Source organism: Bradyrhizobium sp. SPXBL-04 (genome assembly GCF_051853035.1).
GTDB classification, from domain to species: Bacteria; Pseudomonadota; Alphaproteobacteria; order Rhizobiales; family Xanthobacteraceae; genus Bradyrhizobium; species Bradyrhizobium zhanjiangense.
Window position 1 is genome coordinate 2,267,512 of sequence record NZ_CP182472.1, and the last position, 24,758, is coordinate 2,292,269.

Sequence of the window (24,758 nt, forward strand, 5' to 3'; positions counted from 1 at the left end):
GTTATCAAGAGCCTTAAATAGCTCACCGACGTGATCTGAGGCCGCCGGCGAACTGGACCATTTTTGGTTAGAGTTTTTCGCGATTTCCCCGGCCGGGAGGAGCGAAGAACGATGAAGGCTCGAAGTTTTCGGGCGCCCAGAAGGCGTTCATTTTGAAGCTCCACTGAAAGTCCTTGAAGCGGCGTGCGGGTTGATCGGTCTTCTCGGCCGTAGCCCGGGCCGCCGTCAGTTCGTCCGCGATCATGGCGAGCAGCCGCGTGTTGCGGGCGAACCTGAACAGATAATCCACGTGGTTGTCCTCGCACCACGCCATCAGCTGCTCGCGCGCAAAGGTATATCGCTTCGCGCTTATGTCGGCGTTAACCAGTTGGCGGACCAGCTTGAGATACCGCTTCCTCACAAAGCGGCTATTCATGTATTCGCCACTATCGAAAACATGGACAACAAACGCTCTAAAACGCAGTGCTTGGACCATCTCGCGCCAGCTCTCGTGGGGTCATCGCATCCCGGCTTGGTTCGGTCCGGATGGCGCCATCTTCGTCCAGGAGACCGAAGAAGCCAAAGCTCAGGCTCGCGCGCACTATGGCCATGACGAGCCGCTCACTCAAGACGAGGACGTGCTCGATACTTGGTTTTCCTCGGCGCTGTGGCCGGTTCTCGACCCTTGGCTGGCCCGAAAAGACAGGCGATTTTGAGCGCTTCTATTCGACGAACACCCTCATCACAGGTTTCGATATCATACCTTTCCGGGTCGCTCGGATGATGATGCAGGCCTGCAGCTAACGGGCAAGGTTCCGTTCAGGCGAGTGTTCATCAACGCCCTAGTACAAGATGCAAGCGGCGCCAAGATGTCGAAGTCCGAGGGGAACGTTATGGACCCTCTGGAACTGGTGGACGAGTTGGAGCCGACGCCTTGCGCTTCACGCTGACCGCCATGTCCGGAGCTGCACGCGATCTCAAGCTCTCGCGGCAGCGCATCGAAGGCTAACGCGTGACGCGCGGGCGAGCGTCACGTCGGCAATAATTAGAGAGGCGAAGCCTATGCTAACGCCGAGCCCATCGTTAGTCCCGGCCAAGTGTGAGCGGCGCGTGCCTGGCTAGGTTGGAATCAGGACGAGCTGGCTAAAAAAGGCAGGCTTGTCGAAGAATGCATTGAACCGCTTCGAGCAAGGCATCGATGCTTCGCTAGATGAAACCCCACAGCTCTTACGCAAGTCACCCGAGGAAGTTGGCATTCGCTTTCAAAGACAACGCCGGCGTAGGCATCGAGATCACACGATCGATTCCTGCCAGGTGCCGCTCGCGCAGTTCATCTCCCAAAGATTGCGCGACCGTTTGCAACATTTGAAGCAATTGGCCTTTAACAGTGGTCATTTTCTGAGAAGCCTTTCCGATAGACGCTCGGCCGCGAACCCAGCCTCCCTTTGATTTCCAAGCCTGACACCATCGATAAGGGCCAGATATTCATACAGACGATCGTCTTTTTGAATGGCCTGGGGTACGCTTTTGTACAGCGGTTCTACCGCCTGCCCCATGTCTTTGCCGTTTGCGTACGGCCAGACATAAATGTACTCTCCTGCGCTGATAAGAAGATTTTTAAGCGGGGCGGCGGCAAAGGCGGTGGGGATGCCCCGGGTCATCGCACCCGGTTTAGCCGGAAAAACGAACTTCAATCCGTGCACCACAAAATTATGGAGATTGCGGCGGTTAGGCTTTGCGTGGCCGGATTCCCGATCTTTGACCGCAAGTCCCGACGAAAGGCTCCGGTTGATCGAGGCATTGACCTCTGTCTTGCTGATACCAAGGGCTGATTCCAGGCTGCGTACTGAGTAAGGGTCATCGTGATACGCAGCCTCCCCAGGATGCGCATCGCCCTTATTTTTGGCCTGCTCAAGGCTCACGAGCTTCAGCAATACAACAAGGTCTTGACTTTTCATACAAATTCGCTTCCGTCCTTTGTCCTAGGACTAAGAACAATATGGCGGGCCTTTCAAGGATAGAACGTACTGCTTTGTGGCCGATGAGGGGAGGTCTGCCGCCCCTGCTGGTAGCATCTTCAATTTGCAGTCACTTCAAATTGTTGCTGCCTCAGGTCTGCCCTTGCCGGTCAGCCGAATTTTGCCGCGAGCGCCAGCGTTGTTACACAGAGACCGTTACGGCCTGCATTTACCGCAAGTCATCAGAGCCGTTGCTCGTGGGACCAATGGGCATTAAAAGCGGGCAACACGCTTCGGTTTCTACGAGGGCGTGCAATAAAGGATACCGGGGGCGACCATACGCATGCCGAGCGAATTTTTTGAAGAATTGCCCCACAATTGCCCGCCCCACAATACGCCTAAGATGCCGTCCTTGATTGTTCTACGGTTGGTAAAAAGCGCGAAGCCGACCATGGATGACTTTCTATCGCAGGCTTCGTTAGGACTGGAGCGGCGTGGCGACACTGACGAATGCTGCCATGCCTCATGCTCAGTGTTCAAAGTCGATGAAAAGGTGAACCGCGCTCAGCAGTTGAGAAAACTCCCTAGAATTAGGTCTCGCAAGCACGTCGCCTTTCTAAACCTCGGGCCAACAGCCGGACGAGCGAAAGTCAGCCAGCATTCGAACCACATCGATCTCTGGCTTTTCAAAGCGTTCAATCCGCTCAGCGCGATACAATCGATAGAAAAGTTGGCATAGGCTATGGCCACGACCGCTAAGCGAGCCAAGAGCCGGGGTGCACGATTTGCGCGGCTCGAGCAAACCCTGGTCTACTACGACGGACCACAAGTCGTCTTGCTTAAGTCAAGCCGAAGCTTCGACATGCTCGCCGTCGCAACTGAACGGGAAGACCTGACATACGCTTTCTTCGCTTGCGAGATAAAGCCCGCGACACTTCGAAAATATTTGGCTGACCGAATCGACTTAAACTACGTGTTTAAGTTTGCCGATTACGGCCGCTATTACTTTTTTGATTGGCAAGAACTTGAGGATGGTCGGGTCGACCTGATTGCTGCTTCAGACGCGGAGATCGCGGACGACAGCAATTATCCCGAGCCGGGCTTCTTCGCCAGAGATCACTCCCATCCGGTCTCGACGACGATGGATCAAGCTCGCCAGACCTTCGCCATTGACGGCAAGTGGGAGGCTTCTGACTTCTCGCGCTTCTACAGCAAGATATCGGACATCTATGCTTTTCTTTTTGTGGTGGGTCAGATCCGCGACGGTGAGATCAAGCAAGTTGACCTCGGGTATGTAAAGAACACGATCTCCAGTTACTTTTGGCAGGGCGGAGGAAGTTACGTCGGATTCTACGACAATATTTTCGAACGTGTCGGACTGTATAATCCCTTAGACGTGCGGAAAATTAGCTACGCCTCGCCCGGCACCATCGAACTTGAGGGCAAGAAAGAAATCTTCCTCGACATTAAGAATCTCTTCGACAAGTTCGAAACATCCTTTTTCGAGACCAGGGAAATTTACAAGTCACTTCGTGCAAATCTCAAAGGACAAAATCTCTTGGCCGCCGAACGGGGCGTGCGCTTGAGCAAGAGACTCGCCGAATCTTTAAAGGAGCAGTCAGACAAGCTCGCAAAAGCGCTCAACATAGCCGATCCGAGCGGAGTCCTCAGTCTCTGCGACGGAAACGAATTGGTCTACGCTAAAGTTGTGCTCTCGCTATTCCGCAGAGCCCGCGATCTCTATCTCTTTCACGCTGAGGGTCGAGTTCAGCTGCGGGGTGACGCAGTGGAAGACGCACTATAGCCGTCGCCGCTCGAATCGAAGAACGAATATGTCGCGCTCATCCTCCCAACATTTTCTTTTGCATATCCTTCAGACAAGCTGAAGACGATTGTTCCATCCTTCTCTTCATCACGTCAGACTCAAGAAATGTCTCTGGCGTCGCGCGTTGCAAGTCGCCGTTCGTGATGGTTTGAGCAAGTGCGTCGATATAACAGGTGCAATAAGCAGCCAAGATCTCGCGTGAGAACGAGGCCGCCTTAGTTTCGGGGTCGCTCTCCTGTTTTTTAACGCAAGAGTCGAGACCAGTCTTCACAAAGGATTCGCGGGTTTTTCCGGAGATTGGCGCAGCGGGATCAATCGTCGGCTCCGGCTTCGTTGTCGTGTTGAATTGTCGAACTATTCCCATTCCGACGATCACTGCGACAAGCACTGCCCATCCGGGCCACTTACTTTCGCCAGCTTGCTTCGCATCCTTGGACGTAACAGGAATCGGTGGCGGCACGGCGGGATAGCTAGCAGACCGTGAAAGAAAAGACGCTGCAACGTAGTTCGCAATATCTCTCACGTTTTCGGCTCGTTGCCAGTCACTAAAGCTAGTGTGCCACACGTAGCTCCGCAGCGGGTCCGGCTGCCGCAGCACTTCCTCCATTAATTCGTCGAAGGCAAGCGGCTGCGAAGGTGACCGCCCTTCGCGAGATACCAAAAACCTCCCATTATGGCTCGGGGCGGTGGCGAAAGGTCCACTTGCTGCGCGATCCCGACCGCGCTTCGTCTTAGAGGTGCCATCGCGAAGGTGACTTTCACCCGCTTGGACACCAGCATGTAAGGTATCCAGATGCACGCGATTACAATGGATTGAACGACGTCTTTGTAGTCTTGTGGAGAGGCTCTCGTGTCATATCGAGCGCTCGAATATAGAAGCGCCGCAATCGGAAAGAAAACTGAAATAAGCGTCAGCCAGATATAGAACTTGGGAAATATCGGACTGAGTGACCATGCGTAATATAGGGCAGCAAGCCAAGCAATTCCCAACGCGACAGCGCCCAGCGAGATAGAAAGGATAAATACTCGTCCGTCTAAGGGCAGCCCCTCCGAGTATGACTCGAAGGCACTTGCTGCTCCATATAACGAGTAACCCGCACCCAAGAGTGGATGGAGGATTGCCGGAATAACGAGCCAGCCTCGAATGCCAAAATATTGCTCTCCGCCGTCATTGCCTCTAGGTTCGGCCACCACGATTGCTTCCCCTTAAAATTCGTAAATCAAAAGCGCGACCGGCGCGGCAGCAAACCATTTGGGCTGCACACCATTCCTGCCCCTTTGCCACCGTCCATTAGTGGAAAACTTCTTGCATACTGCAAGTGGTTGCGGAAGAATTCGCTACTTTTTGGGGGGTGAGCTTTGGCTGGTCGCAGCAAGCTTGGGGCTATTTTCTATGGGCTGATTTGCGCCGTCATTGCGGCTTGCCCATCCCCTGCGGCCGACCTGAAAGCCTCTTCAACTAAGGACGGCCGGATTACCATCACTATCTCGGGTGAGATCACTCCGGGCGACACGAGCGCATTCACTGCGATAGTGAAGCAAGCCAACGACGCCGGTAAATTCGTCGCGAACATTCGATTGAACTCAGAGGGAGGAAATCTGTTAGAGGGCGTCAAGCTCGCTGATGCAATCCGGTTCGGCAAGATGTCCACGAATGTCGGACGAAACGCGACGTGCGCATCAGCGTGTTTCCTCATGTTTGCAGCGGGGGCGACGAAGTTTGCAACTTATGGCGCTCAAATCGGCATACACGGCGCCTCCGATGAGTCCGGCCGCGAAACGCTGTCATCCAACGCTGCTACCATATCGATGGCTAAAATTGCCAAAGAGCTAGGTGTTCCGTCCGCAATAATCGGACGCATGGTGGTCACTCCGCCGAGCGACATGGTGTGGCTCAGTCCACAAGAGTTGCAGTCAATGGGGGTGACCATGATGGGCAAGCCGGCACAAACACCGCTGGATAGCTCGCTAAGCCCCGGCATGGAGAGTGGTCAACAGGCGAGACAAACTCCTCAACAAAGCCGTCCTAGTGAACCGCTTGATCTGGTTCCAAGAACTTCGACTGCCAAGCTGTCTTGGGAGAGTTTTGTCGATAAGGTTGTTACGTTGTCCGCACAGCAAAATGGGGGGAATGCTCGGAGCGGAAGAACATGTCAACCAGAGATCAAAATCTGCATAAACGCGGTGCTATTCAAGATGGATGGCGTTGACGCGATGATAAAAGTGACGCGAGACATCAACGATAAAATATTGAGAAAGGAATTCTGCACCTTCAATCCTTCCGGAGACATCCGCCTATGTCTCGACTGGGACACGCAACGGACCCATCGTGATATGCAAGACTCACGCGGGAATTGGACGAAGGTTGCAGACGATTAGAACCTGGTATTGCCCACTAGTTGCATGAAGTCCGCTTCTCCCACAATACGTAGCGTGGCACCCTTGGCAATCAGGCCTTCCGCCTTTCGATGTTTAGCACTTCTTTCTTGGCCCTTGGTGAGTCGCAAGTCTTGATCTCCGACAACCAAGATTGTGAGGCGATGATTGACTGTGTCCGACACCTCGCATCCTGCCTCTGAGGCAAGTCGCGCTGCTTCTTCTCGCCGGATATCGAGCTTCCCCGTGAAGGCGATGACCTCTCCAACTAACGGCCCCGACGCCGCACCGCCCCGCGCAACCCTTCCTTGGTCTTCTTGGATCGGCCGCTCAACGCGATCTATCCATTGGACGAGATCCAGCCCCGTGTCCTGCATAGCCCGCAGCATGAGATAGCCGGCCGCCTTGGCGTCTTCCGCCGCGTCGTGATGTTCGAAATCAATGGCAAATTCGTTTGCCAGCCTCGCGAGACCATATCCGCCTCCGTCCAAGGAAAGATCAGGCCACGCTCGCCGCGCTACTCGAAGTGTATCGAGCCACATACAAGGCAGAGGCCCGGTGCCATACTTCAAGGCTGCACGTGCAAGTGCCGTTTTATCAAAGTGGCTGTGATGAACCACAAGGACATCGCTCAATGAGCTTGCGATCACCGGGAACACACGAGCCATATTCGGGCGGCCCGCGACATCCTCGGGCGCAATTCCGTGAATCGAAATGTTTGTGGGATCGAAATGATCTTCGGGATCGACCAAGATGGTCAGAGTCTTGAACAACTCACCAGCACGAAAGTGAGCGAGCCCGATCGAGCAAATACTTGCCAGGTCTGCATTCGCGGTTTCGACATCCAGTGCAATGAAGTCCCGAATTGGCTTCTGATTGGCTGCCAGTCTGGTCGGTGGTGATTTGGGCGAGGACGCAGGAGAAGCGCCTACCGGGACCTTCTTCTCGAAAACGGGCTTGGGTGCGTCAATGCCGTCCCGTCTTCCGGCCTTCCATTTTGCTTTTTCCAGCCGCTGCAAAAGCTCGGGCGGGGATGCGCCGGGCGCATGGGGCTGCGATGCGAAGCGCTCCAAGACAGCGATTTCATCATCAAATCGCTTCAGCTTCCGATAGATGATAGCAGCTTGCTCATAATACCAAGGCGCCACGCCACCAAGGCCCGCCTGGGCGTCTTTTTCCCAGAGGTCGAGCTGCGGCAAAAGGACTTGGATTGCCTCTTCGAGATTGCCTTCGCGTTTGAGCGCTTGGACATTCTCGACCACAGCGGTTATCCGGCTCGCTTCCAATTCGTACGGACGGCCCATTTTCGCACTAACAGCTCCGAAAACTGAACTTTCGAAGCCTAACGGCGCATCGCTGCTCTCATGGGTCTCCGTCAGGCCGGCTTCGCAATCGGCATGCTTTGATCGCAGAAAGCCTCCCGGCTTGCCGCAGATTGTGCAGTCCCCCATCCATAGCCCCCATATTCCCACTCAGCTATCGGACTACTTCCGGCGATTGTATGGGCTCTGATTTGTTGGGCTGAGAGATATGCCTTCGGATGCCGTAAATGGCAGCTTCTGACCTGCCGAGCTTCACGCCAATAACTCGCGTAGGCGTGTTACCCTTGGCCAGTTCCTTGAGCTGCTTCACGTCCTGCGGAGTCCACGGTTTTCCAGTGTTTCGAGTTGATTTCGCCATTGTTCGTTGCTCGTCAATAGCGCGGCGTTCGTGTGCCCAAGTGGCCGTTGTTCGGGTTGTAGTTGCCACTGGTCCCGTAGTTGTCTCTTTGGGTGCCATTCGGATTGGTCGCCGTGTAAGGCTGAACGTACGTGCCGTTGCTACGTGTGTGGCCCGAGACAGCGGCGCACAGCCTTGGCAATGAAATCGAATGGCACGCCGAGTTGATGCAATAGCGCCCCAGCAGTACCGATGGTTAGCACGGCTGCGCCTGTCCCAAGCGCTGAAGCATACTTGTTCAGGAAAGTATTGACGTGTTTTGATACTTCGATGGCGGAGTTTTCCGCCGCCTTCCTCTTCGCTGGCGTCCGTTGAGGTTTCCGCTTTGATACTGCCTGTGACGCCTCTTCGAGATTATCGTTGAGACGCTTTAATTCCGTAATGAGCGTCCGAATTTCCGCAAGATAATCCGCGTCGTCTAAACGCAGTGGCGGCGGCGGTTGATTGTGGTGGCGCTGCGGATCATACTCGATCGCTTCTTCTAATGCGGCAATGAAGAGCTTAGAAAAGAAGATAACTTGCTTCTTACGCGTCACAACATCACGACGAACGGGGGCTGGCCCCTCCGGGTCAACAACATCGTGAATTAGTCCACGTAACAACTCTGCCTTCGATTGACCGCTTTGTATTGCCAGGGTCTCAAAAGCGCTGAGAGTGCCAGGGTCAATTTGTTGTAACCCTGGGTCGGACTTCTTCCTCCAAAACAGATGGGCTACGCAGCCGCCTTTCGACGATCGCCTCTCTAAGCGGCTCCGACTTAGGTGGTAAAGCCGACCTCTCGATCACCCGTTTCGCTGTATATCTACGCTTCTCTCGCAATGCATCTATAGCTTCGCGGATAACGGACGAACGATGTTGGCCGTCCTCGATTCTTAAGTCCTGAAGAGCCTCGAGGTCCCGAGCCGAAAGTGAAATCGTGATCGGAATTGCCTTTTGAGACCTATCTCCATTGCGATTTTTTTTCGCCAATCCACCCCCCAGAAGTTATGCGCAACCTATTATTTCACCCCGGCTGTGGTTAACCCGCAGGTGGTGGATAGTCATGTCGTCGACCTTCGACGCGGCCGTCCCTTTCAGCTCAGCCGCGAAGCGTAAGCCCTGTCTCGCCGGCTAAGTCCTCGCACGGATGGTCTATGGTGCCGCCTCAAAGTTGGTCGCCTAGGATCACTGTGGCATGGTCGCTTGGGGTTACAGACTGGCTCGCGGGTAAAAACTCTTCGCTTCGAAAGGCTCGGTGAATTGGTCGATTATCGCAGTTCCAAAAAAGTATTCTTCGTTGTACCACCGGCGATGTTTTGACACGCCGTCCAGCGCAAACCTATAAGCCAGCTGGCGTTCTAAATCAGAAAAACCAGATACCCACAGAATGCGCGAGCCCACGATGGCCGGCGCGTTGCGTGCGGCGCGCTCAATTGCGCCCTCCGCAAATTTCGCATCGGTAAGCGTGGGCTTGTCTTTGAGGATTTCCGCAACGGCTCGCTCCGCGGAAGCCTGCCGCTCGATGCTCCAGCCCAAGAATCCTAGCTTGTTGGCACTTTCGAGCCACCCTGAGGCATAGCACTCCACCGCCGCCCTGAGGTAACCGAGCACAACCATGATGAGCAGCAGCTTTCCGAATTCGTTCACTACCTCGATTGCGGACTTAATCGCATCGCTTTTCGCCGCCACTCCGCCTTTGACCGGCCTTTCCTTGTCCAAATTGGCCGGGTCTTTTTCCGCCTGAATGGCTTGTTCGTGTGCTTCAGACATGTCAAACCGGTGATTAGAAAAAGATGATGCAATGCAACGTGTCGCTCGCTCGCAGCGGAAGAATCGAAAGCAAGCAATCGACCAAACTACCTGGGGTTGACCTTGCCCAAGCGGCGGCCCCGGAGCAAGAGCTTTGGGCTATGCTCGACGGTGGCGCTGCCTACCCCGCAGGAAGGATAGGGCCTCACCAGCCTTGACGCAGCCGTAAAGATGGCCCGCTTGTCAGCCTTCAGGACCTTCAGCCAATGCGCCAGGTATTGCGCATGATCGGCACGCGGCTCGACGGCGATCCCTAGCTCTGCAAAGGAAGTACGCTCGCGGCGACATCACCACCAACACGGTCGAAGGCTACTATTCGATCTTCAAGTGCGGCATGAAGGGCGTTTATCAGCATTGCGCTGAGAAGCACTGCACCGCTTCGCGGAATTCGACTTCCGCTATTCAAATCGCTCCACCACCGGCGTCGAGGACGGGGAACGTGCAGACCTTGCCGTCAAGGGCGCGGCCGGCAAGCGTCTGACGTATCGTCAATCTCACTAAGCGCGACCTGTCGCGGCCGGGCCGGCGCTTCCTGCGATGGCGGGGCGAAACAGCCTAGTCCGAGGCAAAAATTCGTGAAACACCGGCCAACGCGATAGGAACCGGGACTTCACTTTCGTATTGACAAAACGGCTGGTGTATCTTATAACTTACACATGCCGGCGATAAGAGAAACGGAGCAATTCTCCAGTTGGCTCAGTGGTTTACGCGATGCGGTGGCTAAGGCCAAGGTCTTAGTTAGGGTCGATAGAATGGCCAAGGGCAACGCGGGAGACGTCAAGCCGGTCGGGGAAGGAATAAGCGAACTTCGCATCCACCATGGTGCGGGATACCGAGTTTATTTCACCCAGCGCGGTGAAGAGTTGATCCTGCTTCTTTGCGGTGGCGACAAAGACTCACAAGACAAAGACATCGCCAACGCAAAGAAGATCGCGAGTGAGTTGGAGGAGTGAGCAATGGCCAAAACCCGACCATTTGATGCAGCAGAGTATCTAGATAGTCCAGAAGCAATCGCGGCCTATCTCAGCGAAGCATTCGAAACCAATGACCCAGCGTTTATCACTGATGCCATTGGCACCGTTGCTCGCGCTCGCGGAATGACTGCCATTGCTAAAGACGCAGGACTCTCCCGCGAGCACCTCTATAAGGCGCTTAGCTCCGAGGGGCGCCCAGAATTCGGGACCGTCCTCAAGGTGCTTGGATCTTTAGGAATACATCTACACGCAGAACCAAAAGTAGCCAAAGTCGCCTAAAGCGCAAAAGCCCGGATCACCCTCCGGGCTTTTTCTTGGCTCTCTTTTTCTTTACCTTCGGCTTTTCCTTCAGCGGCTCATGCGGCGTCTTGAGCGCGCCAAGTAGTGCAGCCTCGAAGCGCTGTTGGGCTTCTCGTTCGCTAAACTTGTCTTCCGGCTTCTTCGTCATGCTATGACCGGCAATCCGGCTATGTATGGAGCTATCCCGTTCTGGCGATACTGGAGCAGTCGATCATCCTCGTCCACAGCCTCTTCATTCCTCGTCGGACACCGACACCGTCGCGTGTCCGCGTCGCCAAGCGCCGCCTCGAACCTCCACAAAAGGAGCGCGCATGACGGGGCAACGGCCGGTCTAATTCACGGACATACAGAATCCTCCGGAATTCCTCAAAGCCTTGAATGAGGCGAGGCGGCTTTCGTGCCATGAGGGGTGGTGCCGCATGCACATTGAAACCATCCCAGGTTGCCATCGATCAGTATACGGAGCGCGCCAAAACCTGCGGAACGAATGAAAGAATACAAATAAGTCCGGCAAGCGCAAAAAGCGGAAGGGCTACGAAGGCGACGTTATAACCGAGCGGAAGGGTGCTTTGGCCGGTCAGTAGATTGATAGAGCCATGATCCAAGCCGAGGAAAACGTAAGCAGCGCGGCATTCTTCGTCTCCGCGAATTTAAGGAAGTCGATATTGCGGTTGAGTTGCGTTGAGAGAGTCTTCTCAAATGCATCTTCTTGATCGTCTTTCATGGTCAACTATCAGGTTTTCAAATCTATAAGCGAGTAGCTTGTACTCCGGCCGCCGGCAGCGTCCTTCTTGAGGATGCCGTGGCCGACGAGTTCGTTGATGTCCCTCGCGGCGGTAGCCTGGGAGACTTTCGTAAGTTTCGCCCATTTCGACGACGTAAGTTTTCCTTCGAATCCGTCGAAGAGGCGATTGAGCACCAGCCGCTGACGCTCATTAAGTTGCCGTGCTGCGTGAAGGTCCCAGAAGTCCGCCTTGCGGAGAATGTTGCCGAGAATGATGTCCGCGCCATCGAAGGCGCGATCCAGGCAGTCGAGGAACCACGTTAGCCAGTCGGTGATGTCAAGACTACCCCTCTGGGTTCTCTCTAGGATGGCGTAGTACTCATTCCTCTCACGGCGGATTTGAGCGGACATGCTGTAGAACCTCTGCGCGCTCTGCTCCGATCTGGCGAGAGCGAGGTCGGCGATGGCGCGTGCTATGCGGCCGTTGCCATCCTCGAAGGGATGGATGGTTACAAACCAGAGGTGCGCAAGCGCAGCTTTCAAAACAGGGTCGATGCTGCTGGCGTTGCCGTTGAACCAATCAAGGAATGTCTGCATTTCCTTGTCGAGACGATCGGCGGGCGGCGCTTCATAGTGGACACGCTCGCGTCCAATGGGGCCGGAGACGACCTGCATCGGACCTGTTTCAGCAGTACGCCACGCGCCGACAACTATTTTCCTCATACCGCTTCGCCCAGTGGGAAAGAGCGCGGCGTGCCATCCGAAGAGACGCTCGGCTGTGAGTTCGGCAGCGTAGTGTTCAGTGGCATCGAGGATCATTTCCACAACGCCTTCCACATGGCGATCCGCCGGAGGGAGGGCGCCGATGTCCATGCCAAGTCGGCGAGCAATGGATGACCGGACTTGGTCGCGATTCAGAACCTCGCCCTCGATCTCACTGGACTTCACCACCTCTTCCGTGAGGGTCTGGAGAGTTGCCTCGGCTTTGAGGGGGAACCCTAGGCGCTCCATCCGCCCGAGTAGGCGTCCCTGTTTGTGGCGCACAGATGCCAAACGATCGGCAATTTGCTGCAAGTTCCAGCGGAAGGTCGGCCACTCCCCCAGCTCGTGAATATAGATCATAATCTCATCATTCTTTGCAGAGATTATAAGACTCAATCTCATCATGAACACAAGCCGATTCTCGTCATTTTTTGACGAGAAACACATCTAATCTCTGCAGCCCGAAATCCGGGGAAAACCGCCTATATTTCTCCGAAGCATATTCCAATGGTTCCTCTTATGTTCTAAATATACCCGCTACGCGCGCAAGGGCGGCAAAATCATTCAGCTTGCGAGCATCAAACCAGCGCTGCCCACTGCCGGTTGTACATCATTTCAGGTCCGCTCGTGCTGCGCACAACGGAGCACAGCAGACCGGCTACGCCGGGCGGCTTTGCTTGATGTGGTGGTATCTTTCCGATCTCGCCCGTTTCAAGAGCGAACGGCTAGGGCTTGACGCCCTAGCTGCGAGCGCGGATTGCTCTCGCCGCTTGGATGGCGGACGGACGACGCCAAGAGATTGATTTTCGATGCCGGCATCACGATCGGAACGCGCACCTATCAGGTTTTTCTCAGATATCCCGCGCATTTCCCCCACACACCCCCTTCAGTCTATCCGCGGGGCGAGCAAACCACTTTGTGGTCAAACCACCAGTTCGGTCCCGGTGGTGAGCTCTGTCTCGAATACCGCCCTGACAACTGGACCAGCGATGTCACCGGCGCGATGCTGCTGTTAAGCGCGCATCGCTTGCTTTTCACGGAAAATCCCCCCGAAGGCAAAGCGGAGAGGGTGCCTTCGGCGCATGAGGTATCTTTCGGTCAAACGCTGCGAACTCGTACGCTCCGACTGCTTATGACCCGCAAGTTGGCGGGCTTCTTCGCGGAGATGAAGGTCGGCGACATGCTCAACGGCAATATGCTGGTGCATTAGCCGCCCGCGAAAAAAAGACGGCATCATCCCAAACTGTACTGAATACCTCTTTCTCCAGTCCGGTGCGAAGTGCGTGCGCAATTTTGAGCGCCCTCGGATGAGGACATGACAAAGAGCTTGGGGGCTTGGTTCGGGAGATAGATCGTCTTGTTGCGGTGATTCAGCCGCTTGGACAGCTCCTGGGCAATTGGCAGCCTCAGGCTGGGAAACTTCTCGCCAATCCCCATGAACGCCGCGCTGGTCAATTTGAGTGCCACCGCATTCTCAAGGACAGTCACCGTTGCCGAGCGCGGGAGTGATGCCTCAATGGCTGCCATCTCGCCAATGTGTTGCCCGGCTGACCGAATGGCGACCTGCGCGCCATTCACGACGACGGCCACGGTGCCGGCCACAAGCAGATAAATATCATTATCAACAGCATGTTGGACGATGATAATCTCGCCCGGGCTAAATTCGATAAGTTCTCCCGCGTCAGCCAGAACCTTGGCGATGTCAAGCTGACCGCCTGCGAAATCTTGGCGGCGGAGCGACGCAACGAGCTGAGGACGGTTCTGCTCTCCTTCAAATCGCTCTTTCATCGGAACGCGTTGGTGCGGGCGGCCGGACTCGAACCGGCACAGGCCTTGCGGCCCCACGGATTTTCATACCACTTCGGCTTTCGCCGCCGCACTTCCGGCGTTCGTGGTCTGGACTATCCCTTCACCTTGGCGATCTCCGCTGTAGGTGCTGCCCGTCTAGTCTCTACGCCTTCCCCCTGGCGGGGCTTGGCTCGGGATTGCCAGTTAAGGTTTCCCCGACTTTGAGCAGTTCTGCACACAGGGTTTCCCCCGGGGCACTCAATGGCTTAAGTCCGATGCGTCTACCAGTTCCGCCACGCCCGCATCGGCCCATCTATACGGCGCAAACGCCGTTTCGGCAAAGAGAATACAACTGATTCCGCACACGTATTGAGCAGCTTAGCGGAGGGTTTCCAGCTCGCCACGGCGGATTTCTGCCACTTCCTTCTTCGGCGACTTCTTCTTGCGGACGTTGATGGCGCTGGCGTCCAGCACGTCCTTCAGGTGGGCGGCGTAGTACTTCTCGATCATCTCAACGCTGGTTCGTCAGTTCTTGGCCAGCATATAGATGTCGGCACCTTCCATCAGGCGGAAGCAGATGTAGGTGTGCCGCAGGCTGTAGAGCGTGCGGGGCTGTCCCTCCCGATCAAACTTGAGACCTTCTTCCTGCAGGATGCGGGTGAACATCTCGTGATGGTACTTCGGGAAAATGAGATCGGTTGGCTGCGGCTTGTTGCGCTTTTTCAGGCGCTCAAAGACTGGCACCGCGTTCTGCGTGCTCTTGCAAGGACCGTAGCCGCGCTTTCCGCGCACTTCGATTTCAAGGATGGTCTCCCGCGTGCCTTCATCAAAGGCTACCGTTACATCGACATCGCGGTATTGGAGGCGCCTGGCCTCGTCCGGCCGCAGCCCGGTATTGCTCATGACGAGAATGAGGTCGTGCAACTGCTCGCCCCACCACTTCCACCTGCTGCTCTTGGGCTTCCGGGCCCTCCGCCCGGTCGCCTGATAGAGCCGGCGATATTCATCCCGCGAGAACCAGGCCCGATGGAGATTTTTCCGTTCTTGCGATAAGGCTCTGAAAGATCAGGAAGTGCCGTGAGCCATTGATGGCGTAGGGCCGTTTTCAGGATCTGCCGAAGGCATACGATCTGCTGATGCATTGTCGCGCGGGCAGTTGGCTTTCCCCGCTGCTCTTTGGCCTGCTCGATGCGGCTTATGCGATACTCGTTCACAAGGACACCCGTGATCTCGGACACGCCCTTCTTTCCGAAGAAGGGGATGAGGTACTTGCGCGCTCGACGCTCGTGGCCTTTGACATAGATGGCGTTGCGCTGACCTTCCGTCAGCACAGGAAACGCTTCCAGAAACTTCTCAGCAGCCGCCAGGAAGGTTTTCTCCTTCTTGCGAGCGGTGACCTTTTCCAGGTCACCGCTTCCTCACCATCTCGCGCAACTTGAGATACCACTCCTCGGCGACTTCCTCGGCCTGCCGGAGGTCGTCCTTCTCCGTGGCGGAGCGGTACTGCTTCATTTCGATCGTTGCGGAGCAATGGTACCGGCCGCGCTTCCCGCGGCGGTAAGACTTTGCCACCAAGGATGATGTGGTTTGTTTGCTTCTCTGCCCTTTGCAGCGCGACTTCGTCCATGACGCTTGTCTTTCGTTGGTTGAGCCTCCTCCGAATTGATGGACACCTGTAGTAGGCTCGAGGAGCCAGGACGTGTCGGATGGAAAGACGTCAACGTCGGTCGTCTACGGACGACTACAAGCGGCAAGCGGTCGATCTCATCGCGTCGAGCGGGTGCGTTCAATGACCACGATGGTCCGCTATGGCCGTGGGGCAAGGGCGGTGCTGACCGCGGAAGCCGACCATGCCTCATCCGGCATCGCATGGATGATGACGAGAACTGGCTGACTATGTCCCGCAAGCGATCACAATGCGATCCGGAACAGGGCGGTAACGGCAGTCATCTAGATTCGGGAGTCGCCAGGAAGAGGATATCGGATGCGAATGCGATCCCGTGCCGGCCGTAGCCTCGTCAGCTTCTCGAAAGCTTGGCCGAATACTCACTAACCCACCGATCCTGAACGAGAGGCCGGCGTAGATTCACGCGCAATTGTAGATGCAAAAAAGCCGAAATCGGGACAGGTTTGCGGGGCTTAATCAGTGTGAGCATGCTGACGTTACGAAGCTGTTGGATTTTCGAACTATCGCAGAACGCTTCGTCTTTTTCGCGCACAGGCAAGGTGCTGCTGCGCGATCGCAAGGTCCAGACGTCTGCTGCGTCTTATAAATGTCATCTTGCGCGGGCCGGTGACGCGCGCGGCGGCTCGATCGAGCCAGCGCTCAATACCAGAAAAGGGACGCGGCAAGGATACGCGTGACAAAGCACGAGGAGGTCGATGACAAAGCGTTTTCGCAACTGGGCCCTATTGTCCATACTCGCCTCCATGGTTGTCTGCCCCGCCGCAAAAGCGCAAGACCGCCGGACTATCGCCGAACCTGTTGCACCTCATACGGTCTGCGATCGCCCTGTGCCTTCCGGCAAGAACGATACAGTTACCCTACAGGATGCCATTCAGCATTGCCCCGCTGGCGCTGCAGTTTATCTCGGGCGCGGCGAGTTTCACTCAGGTCCACTCGAGATGAAATCGGGCGTGACCTTATGGATCGGACGTGGTGCGGCGCTGATCGCCATCCCCGAACCAGCTGCTTACGACAAGGGCCGTGGACAGTGTGGTCGCATCATGGGTAAGGGCGACGGTTGCCGGCCATTCATCAGCTTTTCCGGAACGCGTGGCGGCGGCATCTACGGGGATGGCATCATCGATGGTCAGGGCGGCGCAATTATGGGCGGCGGCGCCGAAACCTGGTGGCAGCTGGCCCGCCGCGCGCAAGCCGAGGGCGGCAACCAGAACGCCCCGCGCTTGATCCAGATCGATCATGCGCAGGACATCACGTTCTCTGGTGTCACCTTGCGCAATGCGCCCAATTTCCATGTCGCGATGAACCGGGTCGAAGGTGCCACTTTCTGGGGCCTCACCATCGATTCACCGGCGGATGCGCGCAATACCGACGGCATCGACCCCGGCGCCAGTCAGGATGTGACCATCACCCACAGCTTGATCCGCACGGGAGACGACAACGTCGCAATCAAAGCCGGCGACAATGGCTCAAGCAGCCATATCTCCATCATTGATAATTATTTCGGTTGGGGGCACGGCATGTCGATCGGCAGCGAGGTGAATTCCGGGGCTAGCGACATACTGGTACGTAATCTGACGCTGGACGGCACGACATCTGGCCTGCGCATCAAGAGCGATGTCAGTCGAGGCGGCTTGGTCGAGCGCGTGACTTATGAGAACGTGTGTCTGAGAGGCAACCGGTGGCCGGTGGCGTTCGACGCAAAATATGATCCGCGCGCACAAGGCACGAGGATTCCGGTCTATCGGCAGATCGTTCTGCGCCATGTGCGTGGCGACAATGGTGTGCTGCTGATACGCGGCGTAGACGAGCGGCATGCCCTTGACGTGACACTCGAGGATGTCCGATTTGCCAATTCCGCGACTTGGCAACTCGAACACGCGAAGGTGACCGCAAATCACTCTGACGTATCGCCGCCGCCGCCGGGACGAGCTACAGAACCGCTGCCGCGCGGATCGGAGGCATGTGCCAGGGCATTCCACGACGGCAATCGGTAAGCACGACACCCGGCGCCGAACCCGGGTGGTGAGTTTGGCATCGGCGGGCCTAAATCGCTGGTGTTGCAGAACGTCAGCCTCCTGTCCGGTACTTCGTTGCAGGCGGCCGCCGGGTTTGCAGGGCCGGAATTGCGAGAGTTCCGTCCAGGTTCTGGTTTGGCGAGGAAAATGTGTTTGACCATGCACGGCGGCTATCCCGCGGCGGTACCTCATATCGACTGCGTCGAGCGTGCCCCGAACTCAATGAAGAGTGAGATCACATGCGAATTGTCGTGCCGTCTGCGCGTCTGGCCGGATGTTTCTGCATCTCGGCAGCGTACGCTCAGCCACTATTGGTGTCGCATGCCGGAAATGCAGACTATCACTCCGTGCAGCAAGCCATCGACGCGTTGCCGGCGGAAGGCGGAATTGTCCTGATCGCGCCGGGCATCTATCGCGAGAAGGTCAAAATCTCCAAACCCGGTATTCATATCGAAGGGACTGGCAGGAAGCCGGAGGATACGGTCATTGTGTATGGGGACGGCGCGATTAATGTAGGAGGAACCGCCCATTCGGCGACGCTCGAGGCCGCTGGCGATGACATCCGGCTCGAGAATCTGACCATCCAGAACGACTACGCCCTCAATCCGGCCAATCCACCCTCGCAGGCGGTAGCGCTGTCCGTTACCGGAGACAGGGACGTCGTTACGCGCGTCCGCCTCCTCGGCGCCCAGGACACGCTGTTTGCAGGCAAGGGACCAAACGGCAGAATGTCACGACAATACTTCTCGAACTGCTACATCGAAGGGCATGTCGATTTTATATTTGGCAACGCCAAGGCCTGGTTCCGGCAATGTGAGTGGCACGGCATTGCCAATCAAGCGGTCATCTATACCGCTCAGAGCAAGGCAGCGCCGGATGAGGACAGCGGCTATGTTTTTGATCATTGCAGGCTAAGTGCCGACACTGCTGCGCGCTATATCGCACTTGGCCGCCCCTGGCGCCCCTACGCCACAGTGGTCTTCCTGTCGACAAAGATAGATGCAAAGGTCATTGCAGAAGGCTGGCGCGAATGGGCTCCTGGCGAGACCAGAAATTTGAGCACGAGCTATTATGCCGAATATAGATCCTTCGGTTTCGGGGCCAACCCCTCAGGTCGCGAGCCTCACTCGCATCAACTGACAGATGGCGAAGCCGCGAAATGGTCGCTGAGAGTATTCTTCGAAGGTGCCACAGATTGGCTGCCAACGGAACCATCTCGATGGAACATAAAGCAAAGCTCACGGCGAAGGGATTCGTGGCGATCCTCGGATGGAATGACGGGAGGAGAGCGGAAGTGATGGACAGTCGTGTGCAGTAACCAAACTGCCGGCGGAGTGCGGTGTGGCGGCGTTCGGGCATTGGCGCACGTTCAGAAGAGCTCGTTAAGGCTCTCCTTCGCCCGCGGCATATCCGGGCCGATCCAGCCCGCTTCAAATAGGAAAGCCGTTTTAATCTGACGCGTACTACGACCGGGATCGGGGCAGTGTTTGATGTCGCCACTCGGCTTTTCGGGTCCGCAAGAATCTCGTGAACTGCATTTCTGTATCCGTGATGTCGAAATGTAGGATGACGATGTTGTCGGCCTCGATAATAACGTTCTCGATCATCTAGCGGTATTTCATCGTGATATCAGGGAACGAGGTTCTTCTCACGGTCCATGCGGCGACGGCCCCAGCCAGCCAATCAGCCGAGCGTATCACGGAGGCAGAAAAGTGATCACGACGCAAGCGTACCTATGACATTTGCTCGTTCAAGGGTTCGCCGTGATGCTTCGTCGGAAACGTGAATGTAAATCTCGGTTGTTGCTATGCTCGAATGTCCGAGAAGACGTTGAACCATTCGGATACCTACGCCGCTCTCAATCAGCAGGGTGGCCGCTGTGTGGCGTAACATTGGGGCGTAACAACCCGTTTGACGCCCGCTTGCTCTGCAAAAGCTCTCAGCTTGGGACGGAATGTATGCGGCCTCAATCCTCGATCCGCCGATTTAGGAAGAGCGGCCCTGGCTCCGACGAGCGGCTGCGTAGTGCAACGAGCTTCAGGTGCCTAGCTCGGAGCCGAGTATTTGTGGCTTTCAGATGACAACCTCTGGACGCTAGTTGGCGCTCCGCGACCGAGACCCTTTCGTATTTTTTTTCGGGCGCCATTCTAGCTAGGCGAGGGTGACAAAGAGGGACCGCGGTAACGGTCCCTCTCCACGAAAGCGGTGGCCGAGGTCCTATCCAGCGCGGTATGACCACTTTATGCCCGTACAGGTGCATGGGCATGAATACGAGATGGCCTGGAAGGCGGCGCGGGATGTGGCTACATGCTCAATCTTATTCGCATAAAGTTTGGTTACTATCATATGGACGATGTCCGTGTTGGGACGGATTCGTTTGGGAGACCTCGCAGGTTAAAGTTTATTTCGACAAGGCCGGCTCGCCGAACTTCAGTCTCTCAAAAGGACCATGGGCGAGTCATCTTGATGACTGCTGGGCCGACCTATTTGATGATGACTTCGGCCCGGACGCCAATCTTACTCGCAAGCTTGGCGATGTGGATGGTGTCGGGAGATGATCCGTCGTCGCCCGTCCTCGAACGCCTACGCTACGCCAACACACTTATCGCAGAGGCGTTTAGCGAGCCACATGATCGGATTCGTCTTGTTCGTCTAGTGGCGGCGCTGGAGGCGCTTGCCGTCCTGGCGCGCGAGGACAAGTCCCAAGGGCTCGCCCGACGGTGCGCATTTGCAGGCGGTTGGGGCGATTGCAGTCGCGCAATGAAAATCTTGAGGATGTTCAGTACGCGTACACAGTTCGCAATGCCGTAGTACACGGAGATGGGCCAGCGAAGAGGCGATCTCCGCGTTCTATCGCCTGGAGCGTAACCTGGCGCCGATTTACCTTGGCTTCCTTCGCCTGCATGCCAAAGCTCAGAGCCGCTATCGTCCCACCCATGTGCGGCATATTCGGCGGGCCTTCGATCGGCACATCGAAAACTTTTTTGGTTTCCAGACGATGCTTGGTAAGTTGCGATACTTGAGAAACGGCATTTGGCGATGATCACTTCTGGATTCGCCGCAAAATCAGCCGGCCGGCTGGTAAAGTCTAGGAAACCATCGATCGACCACCGCAGTCGGGAAGCCCAGTTTCACAGGTGAACGCGTGGTTCGTGAAACCAAGTAGCCCTTTTCAATAAGGGCGTTGAGGACCGTTCGGACCTGGCGTTCTTCGTATCCTGTGAGCGCAGGGGCGCTGCCGCGCGCGTATTCACCGGCCATCACCGCTTCACGTAATAAGGGCCACGAACCCTTTGGCAGCCGTTTTGCGCGGGTCTCCTCTTCGGTCCAGATCTCCATTCGCCTTAGCAGTTCTTCTGGCTCTAGAAGCCCGGCCATAAAGTCGATTTGATCGACACACGTCGTCAGAAAGAATGTGCAGAAGCCAATGAGCCCGGCCATGGTGAGATTACCGCGGCCGTCGAGATCGCCGCGACGCGGTTCGTCAGCCGCTTGCAAGTTGCCTTTGTAGTCGGCGACCCTTCGCGCCAGCCCTCGCGAAACGGCCCAAAGTTCAGAGCCGACATCCAACTCCCGTAAGAGTGCGTGTGAGAACAGCCGCGTCACGCGGCCGTTGTCGTCCAGAAACGGGTGTATCCAGGCCAAGCGATGGTGGGACGCGGCAACGCCGATAATCTTGCGTAGTCTCGAAAGGTGCTTCGCGGAGTAGCCTTCGGCAAATCGCTTTAGGAAGGTGTGAAGGTCTGCCGGTGGCAGGCGGTATGTGGAATCCTACTTTGACGTGGTCCTTCCGAAGTTCGCCTGGAACAATTTTGATCTTCTCTTTGGTGGTCGGATGGTCAACGACCAGCAGCTCTTCCGGCAAGCGTTCGCAGAAGTTTTTGTGCGTCCAGATAATGAAGTCGACGGACAGCGCGGGTGAGGTGGCTTCGCTGCGATCGATCATGCGCTGCACTTCGATATGCGCGCGCGCTTCCAATTGAAGATTGCGACGCTCGGGCTCTTTGGCCAAGTCGTCGTTGAGTGCCCTATCAATGTCGATAGGCAGTGTGTTGTGGCCCTCGATAAGGTTTGAGTAATAGCAGTTCATTGAACGCACCAGGTCGCCTACCGACGCCCGCATAACCGGGTGCAGGCGTCCGGCCAACGTATTGGCTTTGGCCACCAGGTCGGTTGCCAAATCTTCGAGTTCCTGCCGGTCTTCAGGCAGGAGGGGCTCCATTGCTGATACGTCCATTTTTGCCGCTTTCTTTGCCGCTAAAATATATAGCCAATATATCACCGTAAGGTGGCAACGATGGCATCGAAGCCGGCATGACTGTCGGTACAACGGTTTTGGAACAGTGACTCGATCTCGGCCGAGGGTAGTTATCTCCAGCCTACACGTTTGTGCGGATACCAAGGCGGCAGCGGCTTCAGTATAGAGCCCCAGAGCCGTGATGGTGCTTTATCTCAACGTAAGCCAGCGGAGCCTTTTCGGCCGAGTAGCTGGACACGAAGGGCGGCAGGCGGTCCGTACGGCCAAGTTCACGGCGCCCTCTCAGATGCCTAGGCAGTCGGTGTCGAGCTGGTCTTTCCGAAACTTGACCGGTTCACCCGCAAGCTGGATGGCTTCGCTCATCAGTGGCAAACTGAGCAACTCTGAGGTTCTGCAGCGACACTCCGTCAGCTGATCGACAGGTACAACTGCTAACGGCAGCACGTTACGCTACTACCCCGTTGACTGTCCTACCGGACTTATCTGGTCAACGAAAGGCAGCAAGCTCGCGCAGTATCGATCCATTTGCCGCGGTCGCGCTCGTTTGAACCTGTACCCCACTTAAGTCGGGCGGGCCGCAGAGCACGTGCACCGGCGGTCGAATGATCATTGCGCTGCGCAACCACCTGCTTCGCGAGCTTGAGAAGCGGGGGTATTCTTGTTCTGACGATGGAGAAATTGATGAACACGGGACAGGCACAGTGGAGTGCAGGTTCTTCCTCGGCGCATTCTGAAGACGCGGACCAGGAAAGCTACCTCGGCGGCTTCAATCGTGCGCTGGCGAATTTGGTCGAAACCTTGACGGGGTGTCGGACCCCAGCCTCCGCGCGCGCGCAGATCCTGGACAATTGGGTTGCCGAAGAGGGGCAGGGCGAAGCCGAGAATAGGCGACAGGGGCGCAGACGAATCAGGAATTCGGATAACACAGGCTCGCACTCGCTCGATTTGTCCTCGCTCTCGCTGACCGCTCTGCCCGCCGCCCTGCCGCCAAGGTTGCTGGAACTGCGCGCCAGGCACAACGAGCTCAGCAGCCTGCCCGCTATGTTCCCACCCGGTCTCCAGCATCTTCGCATTAGCCATAATCGCTTGACCAGTTTGCCGGACGATCTTCCGGCGACCCTCTCTGAGCTGGAGGTCGCTGACAACAGCTTGACCGGTCTGCCGGCAAACCTTCCGGCCGGGCTCGAGATCCTGAACGCAAACGATAACCGGCTAACCAGCCTGCCGGACGCTCTCCCGAGCGGGCTCACCTCGCTTGCGGTCAGTGGCAATCAGCTGACCCACCTCCCCGAGTTCCTCCCCTCGTGGCTCATTGACCTCAATGTCAGTGGCAATCAATTGGCCAACCTCCCCGACCCTCTTCCGAGCACGCTGCAATCACTCAATGTCAGCGGTAACCGGCTGACCAGCCTGCCTGAAGGTCTTCAAGATGCTCTTGTACCGAATAATAGCCTCTACTACCCGCATCTGGAGAGCCTCGAGTTGGGCGATAACGCGCTGCCGGAGGACGTCCTCGCTCATCTGGCGGCGGCTGAAGCGCCACCGCAGCTTGCGCAGCAATCCCTGCATGAGGCTGCCGCACACTGGCTCGCAGACGACCCGGCCGCGCTGGCCGAATGGCAGCACTTTGCCGATGAGCCCGGCGCCCAAGTCTACGCACAGTTCCTGGAGAGGCTACGAGGCACTGTGAACTACGGCAATGGCGAGTTTCGGCAGACAGTAGCTGATGATCTGCGGCAGGCGGCGGCCAATCCGAGATTGCGCGAGCAGTTTTTCACACAGGCTTCCGAAGCTAACGCGAGCTGCGAGGATCGTGTTACTTTGCACTGGAACGGCATGCAGACCGCGCGCCTCAACGCTGACGTCGAGGGCGGCGTCTATGACGATCGCCTTGGCGATCTGATCCAGCGCGGCCGTGTCGCCTTCCGCTTGGAGGCGTTGGACGAGATTGCGCGCGACAGGGTCAACTCGCTCGCCGGCGGCAACCCGAACGTAGACGACGTCGAAGTCTACCTGGCCTATCAACATCGGCTGCGCGAGCCGCTGGAGCTCAGTCATGTCGCCCCTGACATGCGATTCTTGGCGGTCTCTCACGTAAGCGAGGATGATGCGACGGAGGCGCTCGACCTGGTCCGGAAGCGGGAAGCAAGCCAGTTCACCGACTACATGGCAAGCCGCTGGCAACCCTGGGAGACCGTGCTGAGGCGCATCGCTCCGGACGAACATGCAGCGATGCAAGACCGGCTCGTCGAAGCCATGGGCGAGGAGTTTCAAACCCGCTTGGATCAGCGACTAGCCGAGCATGGTCTGCTAGGCGATCCGGATGCCGAGCGGGTGCTCGGAGCCGAGGTCCGAAACGAGATCGCTAGCGAGATCAAACGCGAGGTCATGCACAGTGTGCTCGCAGAGCGTGGCCTCGAACTATGAGGCTTCGGCGCACGATCGACAGACGGTCCATTGTTGAGTCGACGAAATTTCGTCGGCTTAAACAGGGGGCCGCGAAGAGGTGCGACAGAATTGGAGCGACCCGTTCTGTCGTCAGGCGGGTGCCGTTGCGAGGCCGGTCTCGCGCGCAGCAATATGCTGAACTCGTCAGCTTGTCGAA

General features: G+C 56.6%; 29 protein-coding genes and 2 pseudogenes. 12 read left to right on the top strand and 19 right to left on the bottom strand.

Annotated elements, in window-relative coordinates; genetic code table 11:
* Positions 1 to 67: 67 nt before the first annotated feature.
* Positions 68 to 415: a transposase gene (locus ACNJX8_RS10455; RefSeq protein WP_439360526.1), complete on the bottom strand. Its 348-nt coding sequence runs from the start codon at positions 413 to 415 to the stop codon at positions 68 to 70.
* Between the two features lie 52 nt (positions 416 to 467).
* Between ACNJX8_RS10455 and ACNJX8_RS10460 the strand changes: the two are divergent.
* Positions 468 to 985 (top strand): annotated as a pseudogene (locus tag ACNJX8_RS10460) (class I tRNA ligase family protein); the annotation flags it as partial.
* 230 nt (positions 986 to 1,215) lie between these two features.
* On the opposite strand, the gene ACNJX8_RS10465 reads toward ACNJX8_RS10460, so the two are convergent.
* Together ACNJX8_RS10465 and ACNJX8_RS10470 are read right to left on the bottom strand one after the other, a co-directional pair.
* Positions 1,216 to 1,374 (bottom strand): hypothetical protein, encoded by a 159-nt coding sequence (locus tag ACNJX8_RS10465; RefSeq protein ID WP_439360527.1) that lies wholly within the window; start codon positions 1,372 to 1,374, stop codon positions 1,216 to 1,218.
* Positions 1,371 to 1,937, bottom strand: coding sequence for a hypothetical protein (locus ACNJX8_RS10470; RefSeq protein WP_439360528.1), 567 nt, complete (start codon positions 1,935 to 1,937; stop codon positions 1,371 to 1,373). The genes ACNJX8_RS10465 and ACNJX8_RS10470 overlap by 4 nt, the downstream gene beginning before the upstream one ends.
* 343 nt (positions 1,938 to 2,280) lie before the next feature.
* Between ACNJX8_RS10470 and ACNJX8_RS10475 the strand changes: the two genes are divergently transcribed.
* Entirely contained in the window at positions 2,281 to 2,676 is a 396-nt protein-coding gene (locus ACNJX8_RS10475) for a hypothetical protein (RefSeq protein WP_439360529.1), read from the top strand.
* 3 nt (positions 2,677 to 2,679) lie between these two features.
* On the top strand, positions 2,680 to 3,741 hold the full coding sequence (locus ACNJX8_RS10480; protein WP_439360530.1) for a hypothetical protein: 1,062 nt from the start codon (positions 2,680 to 2,682) through the stop codon (positions 3,739 to 3,741).
* 37 nt (positions 3,742 to 3,778) lie between these two features.
* Here the strand turns inward: ACNJX8_RS10480 and ACNJX8_RS10485 are convergent, their stop codons facing one another.
* Positions 3,779 to 4,369, bottom strand: coding sequence for a hypothetical protein (locus ACNJX8_RS10485; RefSeq protein WP_439410326.1), 591 nt, complete (start codon positions 4,367 to 4,369; stop codon positions 3,779 to 3,781).
* Positions 4,369 to 4,956, bottom strand: a complete 588-nt coding sequence (locus tag ACNJX8_RS10490) for a DUF2569 domain-containing protein (protein WP_439410327.1) — start codon at positions 4,954 to 4,956, stop codon at positions 4,369 to 4,371. The genes ACNJX8_RS10485 and ACNJX8_RS10490 overlap by 1 nt, the downstream gene beginning before the upstream one ends.
* A 165-nt stretch (positions 4,957 to 5,121) precedes the next feature.
* On the opposite strand from ACNJX8_RS10490, the gene ACNJX8_RS10495 reads away from it, so the two are divergent.
* Positions 5,122 to 6,141, top strand: a complete 1,020-nt coding sequence (locus ACNJX8_RS10495) for a hypothetical protein (protein WP_439360532.1) — start codon at positions 5,122 to 5,124, stop codon at positions 6,139 to 6,141.
* Here ACNJX8_RS10495 and ACNJX8_RS10500 read toward each other — a convergent pair.
* The 5 genes from ACNJX8_RS10500 to ACNJX8_RS10520 all read right to left on the bottom strand — a co-directional run bounded on the left by ACNJX8_RS10500 (position 6,138) and on the right by ACNJX8_RS10520 (position 9,896).
* On the bottom strand, positions 6,138 to 7,589 hold the full coding sequence (locus ACNJX8_RS10500; RefSeq protein ID WP_439360533.1) for an exonuclease domain-containing protein: 1,452 nt from the start codon (positions 7,587 to 7,589) through the stop codon (positions 6,138 to 6,140). The genes ACNJX8_RS10495 and ACNJX8_RS10500 overlap by 4 nt on opposite strands.
* A 369-nt stretch (positions 7,590 to 7,958) precedes the next feature.
* A complete protein-coding gene (locus ACNJX8_RS10505; RefSeq protein WP_439360534.1) occupies positions 7,959 to 8,459 on the bottom strand; it encodes a hypothetical protein in 501 nt (166 codons plus the stop codon).
* Between the two features lie 61 nt (positions 8,460 to 8,520).
* The gene (locus tag ACNJX8_RS10510) at positions 8,521 to 8,826 is read right to left on the bottom strand and encodes a ribbon-helix-helix protein, CopG family (RefSeq protein ID WP_439360535.1); all 306 of its coding nucleotides are present in this window, start codon (positions 8,824 to 8,826) and stop codon (positions 8,521 to 8,523) included.
* A 219-nt stretch (positions 8,827 to 9,045) separates the two neighbouring features.
* Complete coding sequence (locus tag ACNJX8_RS10515; protein WP_439360536.1) at positions 9,046 to 9,606, bottom strand: hypothetical protein; 561 nt, start codon at positions 9,604 to 9,606, stop codon at positions 9,046 to 9,048.
* 86 nt (positions 9,607 to 9,692) lie between these two features.
* Positions 9,693 to 9,896, bottom strand: coding sequence for a zincin-like metallopeptidase domain-containing protein (locus ACNJX8_RS10520; RefSeq protein WP_439361876.1), 204 nt, complete (start codon positions 9,894 to 9,896; stop codon positions 9,693 to 9,695).
* A gap of 14 nt (positions 9,897 to 9,910) precedes the next feature.
* Between ACNJX8_RS10520 and ACNJX8_RS10525 the strand changes: the two are divergent.
* From ACNJX8_RS10525 to ACNJX8_RS10535, 3 genes and pseudogenes are all read left to right on the top strand, one after another.
* Positions 9,911 to 10,146: pseudogene (locus tag ACNJX8_RS10525) on the top strand (IS1595 family transposase); the annotation flags it as partial.
* Positions 10,147 to 10,301: 155 nt separating this feature from the next.
* Positions 10,302 to 10,598, top strand: coding sequence for a type II toxin-antitoxin system RelE/ParE family toxin (locus ACNJX8_RS10530; RefSeq protein WP_439360537.1), 297 nt, complete (start codon positions 10,302 to 10,304; stop codon positions 10,596 to 10,598).
* A 3-nt stretch (positions 10,599 to 10,601) separates the two neighbouring features.
* Positions 10,602 to 10,898: an addiction module antidote protein gene (locus ACNJX8_RS10535; RefSeq protein WP_271585700.1), complete on the top strand. Its 297-nt coding sequence runs from the start codon at positions 10,602 to 10,604 to the stop codon at positions 10,896 to 10,898.
* 16 nt (positions 10,899 to 10,914) lie between these two features.
* Here the strand turns inward: ACNJX8_RS10535 and ACNJX8_RS10540 are convergent, their stop codons facing one another.
* The 3 genes from ACNJX8_RS10540 to ACNJX8_RS10550 all read right to left on the bottom strand — a co-directional run bounded on the left by ACNJX8_RS10540 (position 10,915) and on the right by ACNJX8_RS10550 (position 12,765).
* Complete coding sequence (locus ACNJX8_RS10540) at positions 10,915 to 11,067, bottom strand: hypothetical protein (RefSeq protein WP_439360538.1); 153 nt, start codon at positions 11,065 to 11,067, stop codon at positions 10,915 to 10,917.
* A 429-nt stretch (positions 11,068 to 11,496) separates the two neighbouring features.
* Positions 11,497 to 11,643: a hypothetical protein gene (locus tag ACNJX8_RS10545; RefSeq protein ID WP_439360539.1), complete on the bottom strand. Its 147-nt coding sequence runs from the start codon at positions 11,641 to 11,643 to the stop codon at positions 11,497 to 11,499.
* Between the two features lie 9 nt (positions 11,644 to 11,652).
* On the bottom strand, positions 11,653 to 12,765 hold the full coding sequence (locus tag ACNJX8_RS10550; RefSeq protein WP_439360540.1) for a Fic family protein: 1,113 nt from the start codon (positions 12,763 to 12,765) through the stop codon (positions 11,653 to 11,655).
* A gap of 397 nt (positions 12,766 to 13,162) precedes the next feature.
* Between ACNJX8_RS10550 and ACNJX8_RS10555 the strand changes: the two genes are divergently transcribed.
* Positions 13,163 to 13,615: a hypothetical protein gene (locus tag ACNJX8_RS10555; RefSeq protein WP_439360541.1), complete on the top strand. Its 453-nt coding sequence runs from the start codon at positions 13,163 to 13,165 to the stop codon at positions 13,613 to 13,615.
* 23 nt (positions 13,616 to 13,638) lie between these two features.
* Here the strand turns inward: ACNJX8_RS10555 and ACNJX8_RS10560 are convergent, their stop codons facing one another.
* The 3 genes from ACNJX8_RS10560 to ACNJX8_RS10570 all read right to left on the bottom strand — a co-directional run bounded on the left by ACNJX8_RS10560 (position 13,639) and on the right by ACNJX8_RS10570 (position 15,117).
* Positions 13,639 to 14,193, bottom strand: a complete 555-nt coding sequence (locus ACNJX8_RS10560) for a Crp/Fnr family transcriptional regulator (RefSeq protein WP_439360542.1) — start codon at positions 14,191 to 14,193, stop codon at positions 13,639 to 13,641.
* A gap of 378 nt (positions 14,194 to 14,571) precedes the next feature.
* Positions 14,572 to 14,703, bottom strand: coding sequence for a hypothetical protein (locus ACNJX8_RS10565; protein ID WP_279683510.1), 132 nt, complete (start codon positions 14,701 to 14,703; stop codon positions 14,572 to 14,574).
* Between the two features lie 15 nt (positions 14,704 to 14,718).
* On the bottom strand, positions 14,719 to 15,117 hold the full coding sequence (locus tag ACNJX8_RS10570) for a hypothetical protein (RefSeq protein WP_439360543.1): 399 nt from the start codon (positions 15,115 to 15,117) through the stop codon (positions 14,719 to 14,721).
* Between the two features lie 212 nt (positions 15,118 to 15,329).
* Here ACNJX8_RS10570 and ACNJX8_RS10575 point away from each other — a divergent pair, with 212 nt between their 5' ends.
* The 3 genes from ACNJX8_RS10575 to ACNJX8_RS10585 all read left to right on the top strand — a co-directional run bounded on the left by ACNJX8_RS10575 (position 15,330) and on the right by ACNJX8_RS10585 (position 19,193).
* Entirely contained in the window at positions 15,330 to 15,632 is a 303-nt protein-coding gene (locus ACNJX8_RS10575; protein WP_439360544.1) for a hypothetical protein, read from the top strand.
* Between the two features lie 943 nt (positions 15,633 to 16,575).
* On the top strand, positions 16,576 to 17,874 hold the full coding sequence (locus ACNJX8_RS10580; protein ID WP_439360545.1) for a glycoside hydrolase family 28 protein: 1,299 nt from the start codon (positions 16,576 to 16,578) through the stop codon (positions 17,872 to 17,874).
* 260 nt (positions 17,875 to 18,134) lie between these two features.
* Entirely contained in the window at positions 18,135 to 19,193 is a 1,059-nt protein-coding gene (locus tag ACNJX8_RS10585; RefSeq protein ID WP_439360546.1) for a pectinesterase family protein, read from the top strand.
* Between the two features lie 418 nt (positions 19,194 to 19,611).
* Here the strand turns inward: ACNJX8_RS10585 and ACNJX8_RS10590 are convergent, their stop codons facing one another.
* The 3 genes from ACNJX8_RS10590 to ACNJX8_RS10600 form a co-directional block, all read right to left on the bottom strand.
* Positions 19,612 to 19,788, bottom strand: coding sequence for a tyrosine-type recombinase/integrase (locus ACNJX8_RS10590; protein ID WP_439360547.1), 177 nt, complete (start codon positions 19,786 to 19,788; stop codon positions 19,612 to 19,614).
* Between the two features lie 1,173 nt (positions 19,789 to 20,961).
* Positions 20,962 to 21,567 carry a Fic family protein gene (locus tag ACNJX8_RS10595; RefSeq protein WP_439361877.1) on the bottom strand — a complete coding sequence of 202 codons (606 nt, stop codon included), beginning with the start codon at positions 21,565 to 21,567 and terminating at the stop codon, positions 20,962 to 20,964.
* Positions 21,449 to 22,132, bottom strand: a complete 684-nt coding sequence (locus ACNJX8_RS10600; protein WP_439410328.1) for a hypothetical protein — start codon at positions 22,130 to 22,132, stop codon at positions 21,449 to 21,451. Before ACNJX8_RS10600 ends, ACNJX8_RS10595 begins: the two co-directional genes overlap by 119 nt.
* A gap of 702 nt (positions 22,133 to 22,834) precedes the next feature.
* On the opposite strand from ACNJX8_RS10600, the gene nopM reads away from it, so the two are divergent.
* Positions 22,835 to 24,580, top strand: a complete 1,746-nt coding sequence (gene nopM, locus ACNJX8_RS10605; protein WP_439360549.1) for a T3SS effector NEL-type E3 ubiquitin ligase NopM — start codon at positions 22,835 to 22,837, stop codon at positions 24,578 to 24,580.
* Positions 24,581 to 24,758: the final 178 nt, after the last annotated feature.